This is a genomic window from Alteromonas sp. KUL106, assembly GCF_009811415.1.
Taxonomy (GTDB): Bacteria; Pseudomonadota; Gammaproteobacteria; order Enterobacterales; family Alteromonadaceae; genus Alteromonas.
In genome coordinates this window covers 93,121-109,513 of the sequence record NZ_BLIG01000010.1, presented here as the reverse complement: position 1 = coordinate 109,513, position 16,393 = coordinate 93,121, and the positions used below count along the sequence as shown (strand labels likewise).

The following is a 16,393-nucleotide window of genomic DNA, read 5'->3' as shown; positions in this document are numbered from 1 at the left end:
TTGCTAAGAAACTTGCCAGCGCCTTCTGAGTGGGCAATGCTCTATGCGGATTGGTATAAAACGTAAAATCAATCGCTTGTTCTCGATAGTATCTTCTCAAAAGAAATTCTTTGTCGATGGAAAACGACACAAAAAGGGCGTAAACACAAACACTCACGGTATTCAGGTTTACGCCCTTTCGTTTTCTATTTTTAAACTTGTCAAATGAAGCTAAAAAACTTACTGATTCTGACGGTTTGGTCTAACCGTTGTAGCGCTGCATAACAAGCGTTGCGTTAGTGCCGCCGAAGCCAAAGCTGTTAGACATGATAGTGTTTAACGTTGCTTCACGTGCTTGAGTAACAATGTCTAAGCCTTGTGCAGCGTCGTCCAGCGTGTCAATGTTTATTGATGGCGCAATAAAGTTATTTTCCATCATCAACAAGCTATAAATAGCTTCGTTTACACCCGCTGCACCCAGAGCGTGACCAGTCAGAGACTTCGTTGCACTTATAGGCACGCCCGCTTGACCAAACACTTCTTGAATAGCGGCAAGCTCTTTCACGTCACCTACTGGCGTTGATGTACCGTGGGTATTCAAGTAATCGATAGGCGCATCGATATTTTGCATTGCCATCTTCATACAGCGAATTGCACCTTCACCCGACGGTGCAACCATGTCGAAACCGTCTGATGTAGCCCCGTAACCGACTACTTCGCCGTAGATTTTTGCGCCGCGTGCTAACGCGTGCTCAAGTTCTTCAACAACAACCATACCGCCGCCGCCAGAACTCACAAAGCCGTCACGTGCTGCGTCATAAGTACGTGATGCCACGGCAGGATTGTCATTATATTTAGAGCTTAGAGCGCCCATAGCGTCGAATTGGCTTGATAGTGCCCAATGTAGTTCTTCACCACCACCGGCGAATACTACGTCTTGCTTACCAAGCTGAATAAGCTCTAGCGCATTGCCAATACAGTGGGCGCTAGTGGCGCATGCAGAGGCAATTGAATAGTTCACGCCGCGAATTTTGAAAGGCGTTGCAAGACAGGCCGATACCGTGGACGCCATACAGCGAGGCACCATGTACGGGCCAACACGCTTAACGCCTTTTTCGCGAAGAATATCAGCAGAAAGTACTTGGTTTTCAGAAGACGCGCCACCTGAGCCAGCAATAATACCTGTGCGCTCGTTTGAAATATCGCTTTCTTCTAAGCCAGAGTCTGCAATGGCTTGCTGCATTGCCACGTATGCGTAACCTGCCGCATCGCCCATAAAGCGCATAGCTTTACGGTCAATATGGTCTTTCAAATCGATGTCGATGTTGCCCCAAACTTGGCTGCGAAGGCCCATTTCGGCGAACTGTTCTGAAAATGTAATTCCAGACTTACCCGCTCGAAGTGAGGCAAGTACGTCTTCTTTATTTACGCCGATACTTGAAACGATACCAAGACCGGTGATAACTGCTCTTCTCATAGTTTACCCTTTGCGTTGTTGCGGCTTATGGTAACGATTTTGAATGGTAAAGTGGTCTGCTTTGCCAATTGTCACGCTCACGTTCGTTGAATATAGGCACGCTAGCACCTTTTTTCGTTCTAAACATTTCGTGTAAAAACAGGAATTTGCGCCACGCTTATTCTCATTCGTTTTACCGTCTCCGTCTTTTTAATAACGCCAATGTAGCACGAATGCACTGGGTAATGACCAGCGTTAATTTACACCTTCACAAAACCTTCAAATAAGCTTGAAGGTTGAAGCTACTCGATAAACTGAGCTCTGAGTTTGTTTTTAAAGATTTTGCCCGTATCTTCCCTGGGTAAAGCATCGTGTATTTGCAGAATTTTAGGCCACTTGAATCGCGCTAGCTTGCCATCTAAATATTCGTGCAGACTACCAAGCGAAAGCGTATTATCGGGTGAGCACTGGACAGCCACCACAACTTTTTCGCCATATTCTGCATCTGGCACGCCAAATACTGCACAATCTATTACCTCAGGCATTTCTATAATGACGCTTTCTATTTCAGCGGGAAATATGTTGGCGCCACCTGAGATAATCATGTCTTTTTTCCTATCACAAATATACACGTAGCCATCTGCGTCCACATAACCCATATCGCCCAAGGTAGTGAACTCTCCAACATGCAAGTCATTGGGCGTACCCGCTGTATTGGTATATTTGAATGGCGCGAACATGGAAAGACGCGCATATATAACGCCTACATTCCCCTCTTCACACTCCTCTTTATTGTCATCCAGTATTTTAATTTCTCCACCGGAAATAGGCTTACCCACAGAGTTAGGTTTTTTTAGTGCCTCTTGAGATGAAATTAAGGTCATAAAACCCAATTCACTCGCACCATACGACTCATAAAAAATTGGACCAAACCATTTGATCATGGCTTCTTTAACATCGCTTGGCAGTGCTGACCCGGTTGATAAGGCAAAACGTAAGCTTGATATGTCGTATTTATTTTTTATCGACTCAGGCAATTTAAGTAGCCTCACCATCATAGTGGGAACGATATAAGCGTGCGTTAACTTAAACCGCTCTATATCTTTTAAAAAGCGTTCGGGGTCAAATTGAGGCTCAATGAATACGTCAATATTACCTGCCGCTAAACAGCAAAGCGTAAGTGCATGAGGTGCGCTGTGATATAGCGGTGCCGAAACGAAAAAGCGATCGCCCTCTGATAACTGCATTAACACATCAGACAGGCCCTTATACGTTAAATAAGGATCCGGACGGTTTAGATCTTCAACCCGCTTGATGCCCTTGGGCTTTCCAGTGCTGCCTGACGTGTAGGGAAACATACCCTTAAATCGTTTAGGCGAGTCGTTGTGACGCTTTGCGTTTTGGGTTGCCAATAGTCGATCGAGACTCTGATACTGCTGCCCAATTGGCGGTTCCGAAGCAGATTCAGCGTTATCTAAAAGGTGATAGCGCTCTAGAATGCTTGCAGGCGTTTTAATTGTGTATATCACAGAGAGCGATTGAATTTGTGACAACGTTTCCCATTCGCTGTCGCCTTTTAATAAGTCGCGATGAGCGAACAGTACCTTAGCGCCACTGTCTTCCAGAATAGGCGAAAGTTCCGCTACTGGGCTGTGCCAATTAAGCAAAACGTAACGCGCTCCCACATATCGGCATGCCTCTACAACTTCGAATATATCAATGTGGTTTCGCATAAAAATAGCGACCACATCGTTTTCTTTCACACTTTGCTCAACAAGTGCATATGCGATGATACGTGCACGATCATCCATTTCATCTCTTGTACGCTTGCAAATGCTTTGACCACATTGGTGAAACACGCCGGACATACCTTCTCCCTGAACTATTTTCAATACACACACCACCAAATTTAACAAATTATTTACAACAGCAATTAAATAAACATATTGTTTTTATTGATAGATTGTCATTTGTAGAAGCAATAAGAAGATAAGAGTGATATGTGGGGACAAACTTTTGCGGAAAAACGAAAAGGTGACAGGTAGAATACGCGACCTAACGTTCGACATTTAAATAGAAACTGAAGATTGCTGTGTTATTAAAAAAGCCAAGAACCATTGCTCTGTGCATTTTCCTAAGTGCGGTGCACCAATTTTCTTTCATAATGGCGGCCTTTGTCATCGCTTCTGTAACGATTGTCTCAGCAATAGCTGCGCCTATTCGCCTTCCAGCGCTACCAGAACCAGTTTCAAACAACGCCGTAGCTTCTGTCACCATAGACGACACACAATATATTTTCAGTTTTATGGGACTGGGCAAAGGTAAAACCTATAAAGACGTGCATAACCGTGCTTTGCAGCTTGCAATTGACAAAGAAAATTCTAGTAAGCGCATGAGTTCGCTTCAGTGGAATACCTTGCCCCCTGTTCCGTCAAGCCTAAAGTTGAAAGGCCGTTTAGCATCAGTGGCGGTAGGCGTTAACGATGCCGTTTATATATTTGGCGGCTACACGGTTGATGAAAACCATAACGAAGTTAGTACGCCAGATGTTTACAGATACTCACCTGTTACGGGGAAATATGAGCGATTGGCCCCCATGCCGGTACCTGTTGATGATGCATCTGCACTGGTTTACCAAGACCGCTACGTGTATTTGGTTTCAGGCTGGCACAACGATGGCAACGTAAATCTTGTGCAGGTTTACGATACGCAAAACGACCTATGGCAACAAGCGAGCCCATTTTTAGGTAATCCGGTATTCGGTCAAGCTGGCGGCATCGTCAATAACACCATAGTTATTTGTGACGGCGTATCAGTCATACCGCACAGTAATAAACGCCGCAGCTTTGCAGCACAAACCGCCTGCTTTAAAGGTGAAATTGACAAGCACAATTTTCTCAAAATTGATTGGCGTACCCTTCAACATCCAACAGGTGCTGCGCGCTATCGCATGGCCGCTGCTGGCGATGATGCCACCAATAAAATCTATTTTGTGGGTGGCTCGACTAATCCTTACAACTACAATGGCATTGGCTATGACGGAGTGCCATCAACTGCGGATGACGCTATCTGGACCTTCGATATCGCCAATGAGACCTGGGTTATTTCAAAAACAGAAGCGGAAACGTCTACTATGGATCACCGCGGATTAATTAACGTTAACGGTTCTTGGATCACCATTGGCGGTATGATTGATGCACAGCAAGTAACCAATAAAATACTTTCGCATTTTTCAACACCAGCAATGGTCTTATGTTCGCCGAATAGTCAAGGTAGTACCGAGTTACGCAGTCACCCACCAAGTGAATTGGCCGATAAGCAAGGAAAAAGTAACCTGAATTCACACTGCCAACACAACCCCATACAAAAGGAGAAAAATAAACAGTGAAATCTAAGCATGCACAGGTTCATTTTAATGAGAGCGGTACGCCTGTCGCCGACCATTTTGACGACGTTTATTTTTCTAACGACAGCGGAATTGATGAAACCCAACACGTTTTTGTCGCGGGCAACGACCTTGTTGAGCGCTGGCAACAGTGGCGCAACCCCACTTTTGTAATCGCCGAAACTGGTTTTGGAACAGGGCTGAACTTTTTGGTCGCCATGCGTGCCTTTAACGAATTTAGAGCAGCGAACACTAACCATCCATTAAAACGCCTGTATTTTATTACAACGGAAAAGTTTCCACTGCCTCAGCAGGATATGCAGCGTGCACTAGAAGCGTTTCCAGCACTTAAAGAAGAGGCGGATGCCCTCTCTTCACTTTACCCTATGGGCCTCGAAGGTTGTCATCGCCTACATTTTGAAAGCCATTCAACCGTACTCGACTTGTGGATTGGTGATGTCCACGAACTTCTACCTCAATGGCATTCCCTTGTAAATGGACTCGTCGACGCCTGGTTTTTAGATGGTTTTGCACCTAGCAAAAACCCTGACATGTGGACCGATGCTCTGTTTAGCCAAATGGCTCGTTTGTCAAAAACTGGCACAACCTTTGGCACATTTACCGCTGCGGGCATTGTAAAACGCGGGCTTGCCGGCGTGGGTTTTACTATAAAAAAACGTAATGGTTTTGGCCGTAAGCGTGACATGCTAACCGGCGTTTTCGACCAAAACAACGAGAATGTACAGCATAAACTACGCCTGCCGGGTGGCCCCTATTATCGATACACCGGCCGCTCTATTGATGAAACAAGCAATGTAGCAGTGGTGGGCTCCGGTCTTGCTGCGGCCACCGCATGCCTAGCTTTAGTAAAACGTGGGGTTAGTACCACTTTATATTTTGATGGAGACACCCTTGCAAGTGGCGCGTCTGGCAATCCGCAAGGGGGCTTCTACCCGCAACTTCACAGCGAAGCAAGCATTGCCAGTCGTATTCAGGCGCACAGCTTTTTGTATGCGAGACAAGCCTACGACCGCACTATTAAACATGCAAAAGCCAATGGTCTCGCCGACGTTGCCCATGATTTTTGTGGCGTCATTCAATTAAGCTTTAACGACAAAGTCGCAGAGCGTCAAAATAAACTTGCGGCCGCCGACGTATGGCCTGATGCTTTGATCAAACCTTTGAACAGCGAGGAAGTAAGCGATATCGCTAACCTGCCCCTTCCCTATTTTGGCCTATACATAGGCTTGGGCGGATGGCTTTCACCACCACAGTTAGTTAGTGCAATGGTCGAAGAAGCGATGCAAAGCGGCAAACTCACGTTGAAACCCAACCATACCTATGTCTCTCACAAAGCGATTGAAGTAGAGCCTCATAATGCAGAAAGCGTCGTTTCACACGGCGGTCCCACCTGCGAGAAAGCTTCAGATGAGGCCGTTAAAAGGACAGAAAAACAACAAGCGCAGATTCGTTTTAGCGTTGTTGAGCCTGAGAAACGTGTCAAGTATGAGATGATTTGCGAAACTTCTGATAGCGATATAAATAACGACAATACAGCGCTCAGCAGTAATGAAAAAGAAGAAATCGTTACCGCTGATCACCTTATCCTTGCCCTTGGCGCAGGTGCAGTAAGCGCTCGCGATTTTGACAGCCTGTCGCTTCGCCCTGTTCGGGGTCAGGTTGAAGCTATTCCTACCCAAATGCCAATCGAACAACTTAACACCGTATTGTGCCACAAGGGATATATGACACCAGCACTCAACGGTCGACATGCATTGGGGTCAACCTACGTGAAGAACGACTTAAGTACCGATGTGCGAAGTGAAGAAACTATGGCGAACCTATCCACACATGAACAGGCACTGTCAAACACCGACATAGTTCAAGCGCTACAACACGATGGTAAAGCCAGAGCGGCAACGCGTTTAGGTTCGCCTGATCACCAGCCCGTTGTGGGTGCGCTGCATGACTTCGATTCGCTCAAAGTGCAATACGCTATGCTAGGCGTGGGCAAACCATTGACCAGCGCACCACTACTGCCAAACACTGTAGTTTCCACCCTAACCTGCTTGGGTTCGAGAGGATTGACCACAGCCCCGTTAATGGCAGAGGTGTTGGTGAGCAGTTTATGTAAGGAACCATTGCCTTTAAGTAATGATTTGCTTAATGCGGTAAACACAAGCCGCTTTATGACTCGCGAGGCGATCAGAGGTCAGGGGTAACGTCTCGCCAGCGTTCTCTTACTGCCTAGGAATGTAAGTTCGGATATTTAGCGGTGTTCAAACGAACATGAAAGGATTCACTGTCTAAGGCAAAGCACAATGAAAATAAATGGCTAGTTTACGCTAGCCATTTTATTTAAATCCATCACGATAAAAGCGGGAATGTATACGTTGGCACTTGCCACAACTTGCTTATTTTCCAGCGACACGATACGCGCGTTCACCCTCACGCCTCTGTCGTCTTCAATAATGGTGCCGGTTACAACATGGTCCATTTCGACCTGTTTAGCTAGCGCAGTACCATCGCGCGTGAGGACGAAATCGCCAACGGGTGTAACGGTGATGCCACCTGCCAATTTAAAATCGACAACAGCTAACCCAAAGTCTTGAAGCTCGGCAATAAGGTACTCTGAAAGCTGATTACCTAATACGGTACTGTCGCTCAACGACTGATTCAGCCTCACAAAACTTGCCACACCCACCATATCTTGTTGCGTAAGACGGGTGGCGTTGTCCATTAACGCCATCGCAAGCTGCGACGCGTAATCATTTAAACGCTTGTGCGTTCGCGCTGGTGAATAGCCATGGTGTAGTGGATCTTTATAGCCTGGCTCTACCTCAACGTGCTGCTGATACTGTCTGTCTCGTGAGTCTGGCGTGTAAACTAACCCTGACCGGCTAGGTACAGGCACTGGCTCGGCATGATGGGTAATTTCACCGTCGTCACCTAACCAAAACGAGCCTATAGACTCTGTACTGGTGCACCCTGTCATACACGCGCTCAACACGATGCTAAGGAACATCCAGCTACTTGGAACACGCTTCTTTACGAACACCATATTGAAACTCCTAGCCGCGACTTAACTTAACGCCATCGCGCATACCGTTTTGCTGGCTACCGTCACTTGGAATAAGTGCGTCAACCACATAAAACGGCACTAACATTTGTGCTGTTGCCACAACAGCGCGTGACTCCATGCCTAAAATACGCGCGTTTACTAACACACCACCTTGGTGCTTGGTCATGGTCCCAGTAAGAACGTATTCAATAGGAAGGCTGCTGCTTAACTCTAAGTAGTCTCGGCTTAATACAAAATCACCGTTATCGGTGATGCGAATATACTCGGTAGCTTTAAAATCGATAACGGGCACGCGGAATTTATGCAATTCATGAACGAACGATTCAGCCATTTGACGGCCCAGCAAATCCGTTTTTTGTAGGTCAGTGTCTAGTAATGCAAAGTGTGTAACACCGATAGGTGTTTTATTATTGACGTATTCCATATTGGCAATCAAATCTTGCGCCATGTTCTTTACATAGTCACCAATGTGTTTGGTCAAAGGACGCCCTTTGTACGCGCCTTGCACACTTGAATAAAGCGGTGGCTGGCCGATAGCACCGTACGCGTCCATACCCTGAGACTGCGTGTCACCGGTGTTTTCAACCGGTTTAGCGGGAGCACGGTCAGCGGCAGTAATATCGATTACATTCATGGCCGGGCGCTGAGGTGTTTGTTCAGCCACCTCTTCTTCCCCCATCATCATAGAGCACCCACTCACGCTGAGCAATGAAGCACATAGCGAAAGCGCCGCGTATTGATTTCGTCTTTTCATGGGGTTACCTCGTACCTTCAGTTCTGTATAACTTGCCGTTTCTGGTGGTGACTTGCTCTTCTCGCCAAAACAATTCGGCAGGGAAAAAACGGGTTGCCGCAGCGACAATGTTTTTATTTCTCGCGTTAATAATTCGCGCATTAACAACCGCGCCTGATTCTTGATAAACCATGGTGCCGGTAATATAAAAATCGACGCGTTCGACATTAGAAAGCAGGTCAATATCGCGCGTTAATACTCTGTCGCTTTCGTCACTAACAATTATATCGTTCGAAAGCTTAAATTCTTGAGTAGAAAAGCCTCTTTTCGTGGCCTCAGTAATCATTCCCTGTTCAAGCTGATGACCCAACAACATTAACGGATGTTGATGCTCGGCGCTGTATTTCATGGTATCGGCAGGGACAAAACCTACTACCGCATAGCGAGACTGGCGTGCTGGGCCCACATCGGCGAAAAGCTCGTTAGCTAACAGATAAGTATGGTATTCCACATTGCCTAGCGCCGATACGTCACCGGTATTGGTTTGTGAAAACTGACTTTTCTGCGCTTCAGACGTTGAACAGCCCGCGAGCAAACCCACACAAAGCGCGGCATATGACAGCACTTTTGCTAATCTACTACCGCCTTCTGTCAAAAAAGCGTGAGCGTCGTTATTTTTCATACTATTCATGAGACATGTCCGTTAAAAACGTCAAATTATCACCGCCTAATACTAAAAAGCCGATGTTAGGGGTTGTGCAGCCTAGAAGGCTGACTTTGTTTTTAATCATTTTAAACGCTGGCTTGCAATATTCACACCAAGCAATGGTGCTATGCATTTAAAGGCGGAATATGTGAGGCAGCAGTTGTCCGTTTTTGACCTTTGTGCTTGCTTTAATGGGTTTCGAAAGGCTAACCACAAAAGAACGGCCGTACTGTGTGTCTCGGTTCGATGAGTACATAAAGTAAAAGACGGTAACTTGTTGCCGCCTTTGCCGAATATAATGCCGTTTTGATATAACAGCCCTACCCTTTGGCTGTGCTTTAGCCCTAATCAGTATCTGAATGGATCTGTTTTTGTCATTCAATCGTTTTCAAATTATGCTCTGCATATCGTTTATATAAACATAAGGTGAGTTTGCAATCACATTGAATGCAATTTAAGGGGCTGAATAAAGAGTTCATACACCTCTAGCTAAAACAGGCAGCACTGGTTAATCAAGACCAAGCGCTTTTTGTACGTTAATCGTACTAATGCCTAACTGTTCCGCTTTTATTGTATCAATAGTGTCGAACTGTATTTTACATCCGGCGTTAATCATACGTAGCCACGCACCACGCAAAGCATCCGGTCGCTTGCCAGTCCAAAACGATGCTGTCTTTTTGATGTATGAAACCACCGGTTTAACATGACCATCGTTATAAAGTTGACGTACTAAATCAAAGTCTGGGCCGAAAGCGCTTAACAGCGCAGAGTCAATATCCTTGATCGAATCTTGAAGCGCGTTAAATGCCAACTCAAGATTGCCTTCTCGGTAGGCTATCCATGCTCTTGCAATATCTACGTAGTGATTTTCACTACTAAAGCCATCGTAAACGTCGCCCGCGATTTGTTGTTCAGTGCTCATTTTATTCGCATATTCAAATGCGCTTTCTATCTTCAATTCAACTGTATCAATAGGCTCAAATTGCGCGCTATATTTTATGTGCCGGCTTACGTTATTAAGCACCTGATATGGATTACTGTTGTTCGACAAACTCAGCTGGTAGTCTTGCCATGTATCATTTAGCAATCGACGATTTCTTGATTCAAGATATGCAAAACGCTGTGAAATATAGTCTAGATACTTGGGATCATTGCAGCCCTGCAGGTAATCTGCCTGACTTTGGTTACTCAACGTAACAATGAAGGGAACATAAAGAAGAAAGCGTGTAAACTTCAAGTGAGCCTCTATTTTTTGTCATCTCTCTTCTTACTGAGGAAATATAAAAATTGATCGCAAATAGTCGTGAACTGTAATTAACGATATCAGTATTGCCACTGATATATAAATAAGTAGATACCTATTTCCATAGTTTTATCAGAGGAACAGCTTTGTCGAAGGTGATTTTAATCCGCGTTCTTAATTTTTTAGTGATGGCCTGTTTTTCTTTGACAGTATTGGCGGAGACTGAATCCAAATATCCCCAAAACGACGTGGGTGAAACCACTGCCATGGGTATACCCGACACGCTTATGTTGAGCGGTACGACAGTGAAAAAACGCTTTTTCTTCAGCGTCTACAAATTAAGCCACTTTATGGAGAAGCCTGAAGTAAATTTAGCGTCCAAAGATGCGCTAATCACTTTTATTTTAAACGCAAACACACCGCAGCGTATAGAATTGGAGTTTTTAAGGGATGTGTCTCGAGAACAAATAGAGGAAGCGCTGATTCAAGGCATTGAGCAAAATAACTTCGGCTCTGACCTAAGTAAAATTAAAAAAGATATTGCAAGGCTATCATCTGGTTTTCAGGATGAAGTGAAAAAGCATTCGACATTGACATTATCCCGACTTTCTACAGAAGAGCTTAGGGTATTTTTTAACAATACCTTAGTTGTCGAGACCGAGAGCAAAGCGTTGGCCGACGCTTTGTGGTCCATATGGTTTGGAAAAGACCCAATTGTAAACACTGAAGACTTAATACAAAACGTATTAACAAACTAACGTGTAATACAAATAAAGCGCACAAGCCGTGAATACGGCCTATCTTGGCGACATCCTTACTTTACAGTCTACATTCAAAACGTGTTTGGTCACATAATCGAAATTTGCAGCCACAGCTACGAACTTCACTACGCTTGTGGCGCTTGTTAGTAAGCCCCATTAACCTTTAAACGCCCGCCAAGAAAAGAGTCCATATATACTGAGTTACGCCATGTAGCGGGGGTTTGTTTTCACTTAGTCAAATTAATTGAACCGTAGCGCACTTATATCAACTTCTCATGAGGGTTAAGAAAAAACATTTTTTTCCAGCCCTTAGTTTCAGACGTTACTTTCCATGGCAACGGAATAAGAGAGACTATCGAATAATGAACATGAGGTTGCTTACCTTTGGCATTGCCAGAATCGCCAAGAGTGCCCACTTTATCTTTCTGCGATAGCCAAGCCCCTTCCTCTACGGTAAATTCTTGCAAATGAGCGTAATAATGTACGCGCCACTTGGGGCCAAGAACCGCGACAATGTTCCCTCCTTTTCCCAATTCGCCTATATGGATAACATAACCTGTGGTAGCGGATTTCACTGGCGTACCTTTTGCCCCGAAGATGTCTACCCCTTTGTGGACACCAGAGCTGCCCCATGACTCATACCAAAACGTATTGTGATTCCAGTCGTTAGAGGATGCCCCCTCTACTGGAATTACGAGTTTTTCTGGCATTATTAGCCCCCCGCAAATGATTACCAGAAAAATGAGTAAAATTGATATGTTCGTTTTTTTCAAGAAAGCTCCTTTTTATTCAATCGCACCTTTGGAGGTTGTTTTCTCCAACACAGAAAAAACACTCTATTGGGGAATACCTTTTTAGCTATCTCAAGATGGCAAAAATATGGCTATCGTAAAACCGTCCGTTTTTAAAAATGGCGCGTTGCAATATCGCTTCCTGTTTAAACCCTGCATCTAGCAGCAACTTTTGCGAAGCAAGATTGGATGAAAATACGCAGGCAAAAATGCGTTCTATACTTGTGCTTGAGAAAGTAAGAGCGATAATTTGGCGTAGCGCGTCACGCATAATCCCTTTTCGCCAATGTGATGAACAAAGCCAGTACCCGACCTCGCCGGACCTTTCATATTCAAAGTTACCTGGGTTAACACCAATACACCCTACTAACTCGCCGTCGTACTCTACGGCTCTTATGAAACCTTCTTTGCTCCCCTCTTGAACCCACCATATGGCATCTTCTTTTGTATAAGGGCTGGGAATTTTTGTCGAAAGAAACTGCGTGACCAGCGGTTGATTCAAAATATCTACCAGCCTACCTACATCGCTCGTTTTAAAACCTCTGAGTGTTATCATGCGCTTTACTTCCCACCCGCTAAATCAATAAACGACCCTGTAACATACGAAGACTGAGGTGATAGAAGCCAGGCTATCGCCTGTGCGACTTCATCAGCTGTGCCGCCCCGTTGCATAGGAATTTGTGAGCTTAACCGCTCTACTCTGCCTGGTTCACCGCCATCGGCATGAATGTCTGTTTTAATAAAACCAGGCCGGACGCTGTTTACACGAATGTGCTTCGCAGCAAGTTCTAATGAAAGCCCTTTGGTGAATGAGTCCATTGCTCCTTTCGATGTGGCATAGTCTACGTATTCAAAGGGGGCACCTGTACGAGAGGCTATGGATGAAACGTTAACTATTGCGCCACCTCTAACGTTTTGTTTGACGAAAGCTTTTGAGCACAAAAATGCACTAAGCACATTGGTATTAAGTACTTTAGTGAAGCGTTCTGCACTGACGTTAATTAACTCAGTTTTGGTGAATAAAACCCCCACATTATTAACCAAATGCGTTACTTCATCCCACTGATTCCTTACGTACTCGAACATGTCCAGCACTTGCGCTTCATCGGAAACATCGGCTTTATGAGCAAATGCAACGCCACCATTTTCGTTTATAGAGCCGCACACGCTATCAGCTGCGTTTTTATCTGTTAGGTAATTAACGCAAACCTTATACTCGCTACACCCCAATAGTTTAGCGGTTGCGGCACCGATACCGCGGCTCGCCCCAGTTACAATGACTACCTTGCTCATTAATTTATTCCCTTACCAAAAATCCAATGCTGCATTTACTTTATAAGACTAACTTACCAGCTGACTCTTTCTTCAGAAAGTCTTATTCACCATTGACACATAAACAGAAAACATCACAATGGTTCTACCTCATATTTATTCACGCTCATTAATGCTGTATCTTTCCGAATTTCAAACAAAGCTTTCTAATCAATACATTACGCCGGCATTTTCAATATCACTCTGTACTGAAAACGCACCTTCACACTTTCTAATTGCTGGTAAAAATAGCAGCGGGAAGTCGCTTTTGATTTCCGCCCTTGCTGGTAACGGAAAGGTCGTAAGCGGCAGTCGTGCATGTAGTTCGGTTGTTGCAGAGGTATCGGTTTTTAAACAGCAAGCGTTAATTGAAGAAGAAAAACAAAAAGACAGTGCGGATATTTTAGACGTAATAGCTGAGCCAACGCAGGTTCGCGAGCTATTCGCTCGCGCTAATGAAGATTATAAAAGTCATCGTTATTACAACGAGCTAGCCTCTGCTCTTAGAATTGAGCATTTGCTAGATAATGGGTTTCTTTCACTTTCAACAGGTGAAACCCGCAAGATTATTATCATGCTGGCATGGTTGAGCGATGCCACTATTATTTTGCTTGATGAACCCTTTGAAGGCTTGGATGTTGAAGCTATTAGCGCATTCAGTCGATTTCTCGTTTCTCAGCAGCAAGCTTCTTTAGTACTTACCGCCAACAAACTCGCAGATATTCCCAAGAATATGCAAGCCCAGTTGATTGTGATGGATGACTTGGCCATTACGTGGAAATCTGAAGATAAACTTAGCTATGACGGTTTGCGCTCAGAATTAAGCACGTGGTTTGCACTAGAGTCTGATGATATAGATGTTCCCTCAGCCCTTAACGCTAAAGACAAACACGGCGATGACTCCAACCGCAATGACCTGAACAGTGAGTTAGATTCCCTACCTCATACCTTAATTCAGCTTAAAGATGGGTTCGTGCGCTTCGATGAGCGAACCGTATTTGAAAAGCTTAACTTTACGCTTAATAAAAATGCGCATTGGCAGATCACGGGGCCTAACGGTTCAGGCAAAACCTGTTTGCTTCAAATGTTTACCGGTGATAATTCCCATTGTTATACCAACGATTTAACCATGTTTGGCATAAAACGTGGCACAGGCGAGAGCATATGGGACATTAAAAAGCACATTGGAATTATGTCGAATGCGCTTCACATGCAGTACAAAGTGAACGCAAGTGTTGAGCACGTTATCATTTCAGGCTTTCACGACAGTATTGGTTTGTACACCCGCCCCACGCTAGCGGAACGCATGGTGGCAGAGCAGTGGCTTGAAGTATTAGGTTTGAAACAGAAAAAGAACGCGCCGTTTCAGTCACTGTCTTTTGGTGACCAGCGATTAGTGCTGATTGCACGTTCTATGGTTAAGCACCCCGCCGTGCTTATTTTGGATGAACCTTGCAATGGTTTAGACGACTTCAACCGCCAAAAAGCGCTTAAGCTTATTGATATCTTGGCGAAAGCAGGCACAAGTACGCTGTTGTACGTGAATCACAATCCAGAAGAGCGCATTCCAAGTATTCACAACACGTTGAATATGCAAGACTACAATGTATAGAAAGATGAGCGCCGAAACATGTAACTAAAAATACCGCAACACGAGTGAAATAATAACGCCGGTAACGATAAGCTGAACTAAACAAAAGCCCATAATGTCTTTGGCTTTAAGGCCTGCTATGGCAAGTACGGGTAGCGCCCAAAACGGCTGAATCAAATTAGTCCACGCATCGCCCCACGCTACCGCCATGGCAACTCTGTTTATTTCGGCGCCCAGTTCAGCGGCAGCAGGCAAGATTACTGGGGCTTGCACTGCCCACTGACCTCCACCCGACGGCACAAAGATGTTAACAATGCCAGCACTAATAAAACTCCATACAGGCAGGGACTCTGCAGATGCAAGACCTATCAGCCATTGTGACATCGTTTGCGCCAATCCCGACTGCACCATTACCGCCATGATCCCCGCGTAAAATGGGAACTGTATAACAATACCACTGCCGCCCTGAACGGCTTGCTGCAGGCTATGCAATACATTGCGTGGTGTACCGTGAAGGACAATAGCAAGAAAGAGAAATAGCGTATTAACGACATTGAGATTTAGCCCGCCACCTGCAGCAAAATAGTTTGTGAGGTAAGCAAGCCCTGCAAAGCCTACGAGTAACCCAAGCACCTTGCTGTTTTCAAGTTTGTCGGCGGGCCGCTCGTTTGTTGCCGAAGGTAAAGCGTCATCTTGTAGCTTTGCACTATCGACAATGATGCTTTCAGATTTAGACGGCAACATTAACCGATTTACAAGGGGAATAATCACGAACATGATTGCCAATAACAATAGGTTGAAGCCGCTGAATATGGTATCGCTGGTACTGATTACGCCAATTTGTGCTTCTGAAAAATGACCCGGTGTTGCGATAGTTAAAGGTACAGAGCCCGCTAAACCGCCATGCCATACGATAAAACCTGAATACGCGCTTGCCACCAATAGCCGATAATCAACCGACACTTTTCTTGCTAAGGCTTTAGCGAACAACGCGCCTACAACAAGACCAAAACCCCAGTTTATCCAACTTGCGATAAGCGACACCAACGTGACCAGCACAATGGCGCTCCCAGGGCTTTTTGCTAAGCTCGCAAGCCTTTCAAGTAAGGCTTTTACTAACGGCGTGCATGCCAGCATAAACCCAGTGACTAGCACCAAGAGCATTTGCATTGAAAACGTAAGCAGGCCCCAAAACCCATCTCCCCATTGCTGAACAGTGGTTAACACGGGTTGGTCTTGAATAAGTGAGGCAAAAACAAACGTAACAAGTGTAAGTAAGAGAACAAAAATATAAGGGTCAGGAAGATAACGTTCGACAAGTTTTACAAACGGTTTTGATACGCGGCTTAACATTG

At 45.0% G+C, this 16,393-nt stretch carries 14 protein-coding genes; 4 read left to right on the top strand and 10 right to left on the bottom strand.

All coding sequences use genetic code 11. The features are described from left to right. Positions 1-241: 241 nt before the first annotated feature. Together fabB and GVO63_RS04885 are read right to left on the bottom strand one after the other, a co-directional pair. Positions 242-1,456, bottom strand: a complete 1,215-nt coding sequence (gene fabB / locus GVO63_RS04890) for a beta-ketoacyl-ACP synthase I (protein ID WP_159578335.1) — start codon at positions 1,454-1,456, stop codon at positions 242-244. 281 nt (positions 1,457-1,737) lie between these two features. After that, a complete protein-coding gene (locus GVO63_RS04885) occupies positions 1,738-3,303 on the bottom strand; it encodes an AMP-binding protein (RefSeq protein ID WP_159578341.1) in 1,566 nt (521 codons plus the stop codon). A 224-nt stretch (positions 3,304-3,527) separates the two neighbouring features. On the opposite strand from GVO63_RS04885, the gene GVO63_RS04880 reads away from it, so the two are divergent. Continuing rightward, the gene (locus GVO63_RS04880; RefSeq protein WP_159578334.1) at positions 3,528-4,823 is read left to right on the top strand and encodes a kelch repeat-containing protein; all 1,296 of its coding nucleotides are present in this window, start codon (positions 3,528-3,530) and stop codon (positions 4,821-4,823) included. Next, positions 4,820-7,042, top strand: a complete 2,223-nt coding sequence (mnmC, locus tag GVO63_RS04875) for an FAD-dependent 5-carboxymethylaminomethyl-2-thiouridine(34) oxidoreductase MnmC (protein WP_159578333.1) — start codon at positions 4,820-4,822, stop codon at positions 7,040-7,042. Before GVO63_RS04880 ends, mnmC begins: the two co-directional genes overlap by 4 nt. A 113-nt stretch (positions 7,043-7,155) precedes the next feature. Here mnmC and GVO63_RS04870 read toward each other — a convergent pair whose 3' ends face one another. From GVO63_RS04870 to GVO63_RS04855, 4 genes are all read right to left on the bottom strand, one after another. Beyond that, the gene (locus GVO63_RS04870; RefSeq protein ID WP_159578332.1) at positions 7,156-7,881 is read right to left on the bottom strand and encodes a FlgO family outer membrane protein; all 726 of its coding nucleotides are present in this window, start codon (positions 7,879-7,881) and stop codon (positions 7,156-7,158) included. A gap of 10 nt (positions 7,882-7,891) precedes the next feature. Further along, on the bottom strand, positions 7,892-8,656 hold the full coding sequence (locus tag GVO63_RS04865) for a FlgO family outer membrane protein (RefSeq protein WP_159489098.1): 765 nt from the start codon (positions 8,654-8,656) through the stop codon (positions 7,892-7,894). Positions 8,657-8,660: 4 nt separating this feature from the next. Then, positions 8,661-9,326: a FlgO family outer membrane protein gene (locus GVO63_RS04860; protein WP_159578331.1), complete on the bottom strand. Its 666-nt coding sequence runs from the start codon at positions 9,324-9,326 to the stop codon at positions 8,661-8,663. 523 nt (positions 9,327-9,849) lie between these two features. After that, positions 9,850-10,578 carry a hypothetical protein gene (locus GVO63_RS04855; RefSeq protein ID WP_159578330.1) on the bottom strand — a complete coding sequence of 243 codons (729 nt, stop codon included), beginning with the start codon at positions 10,576-10,578 and terminating at the stop codon, positions 9,850-9,852. Between the two features lie 161 nt (positions 10,579-10,739). Between GVO63_RS04855 and GVO63_RS04850 the strand changes: the two genes are divergently transcribed. Then, positions 10,740-11,342, top strand: coding sequence for a chalcone isomerase family protein (locus GVO63_RS04850; RefSeq protein ID WP_236552061.1), 603 nt, complete (start codon positions 10,740-10,742; stop codon positions 11,340-11,342). A gap of 263 nt (positions 11,343-11,605) precedes the next feature. Here GVO63_RS04850 and GVO63_RS04845 read toward each other — a convergent pair whose 3' ends face one another. The 3 genes from GVO63_RS04845 to GVO63_RS04835 form a co-directional block, all read right to left on the bottom strand. Further along, a complete protein-coding gene (locus GVO63_RS04845) occupies positions 11,606-12,055 on the bottom strand; it encodes a M23 family metallopeptidase (protein WP_159578328.1) in 450 nt (149 codons plus the stop codon). Between the two features lie 148 nt (positions 12,056-12,203). After that, positions 12,204-12,692 (bottom strand): GNAT family N-acetyltransferase, encoded by a 489-nt coding sequence (locus GVO63_RS04840; RefSeq protein WP_159489090.1) that lies wholly within the window; start codon positions 12,690-12,692, stop codon positions 12,204-12,206. Positions 12,693-12,697: 5 nt separating this feature from the next. After that, the gene (locus GVO63_RS04835; protein WP_159578327.1) at positions 12,698-13,429 is read right to left on the bottom strand and encodes an SDR family oxidoreductase; all 732 of its coding nucleotides are present in this window, start codon (positions 13,427-13,429) and stop codon (positions 12,698-12,700) included. Positions 13,430-13,547: 118 nt separating this feature from the next. Between GVO63_RS04835 and GVO63_RS04830 the strand changes: the two genes are divergently transcribed. Continuing rightward, a complete protein-coding gene (locus tag GVO63_RS04830; RefSeq protein ID WP_159578326.1) occupies positions 13,548-15,059 on the top strand; it encodes an ATP-binding cassette domain-containing protein in 1,512 nt (503 codons plus the stop codon). Positions 15,060-15,083: 24 nt separating this feature from the next. Here GVO63_RS04830 and GVO63_RS04825 read toward each other — a convergent pair whose 3' ends face one another. Beyond that, the gene (locus tag GVO63_RS04825) at positions 15,084-16,391 is read right to left on the bottom strand and encodes a short-chain fatty acid transporter (protein ID WP_159578325.1); all 1,308 of its coding nucleotides are present in this window, start codon (positions 16,389-16,391) and stop codon (positions 15,084-15,086) included. Between the last annotated feature and the right edge of the window lie 2 nt (positions 16,392-16,393).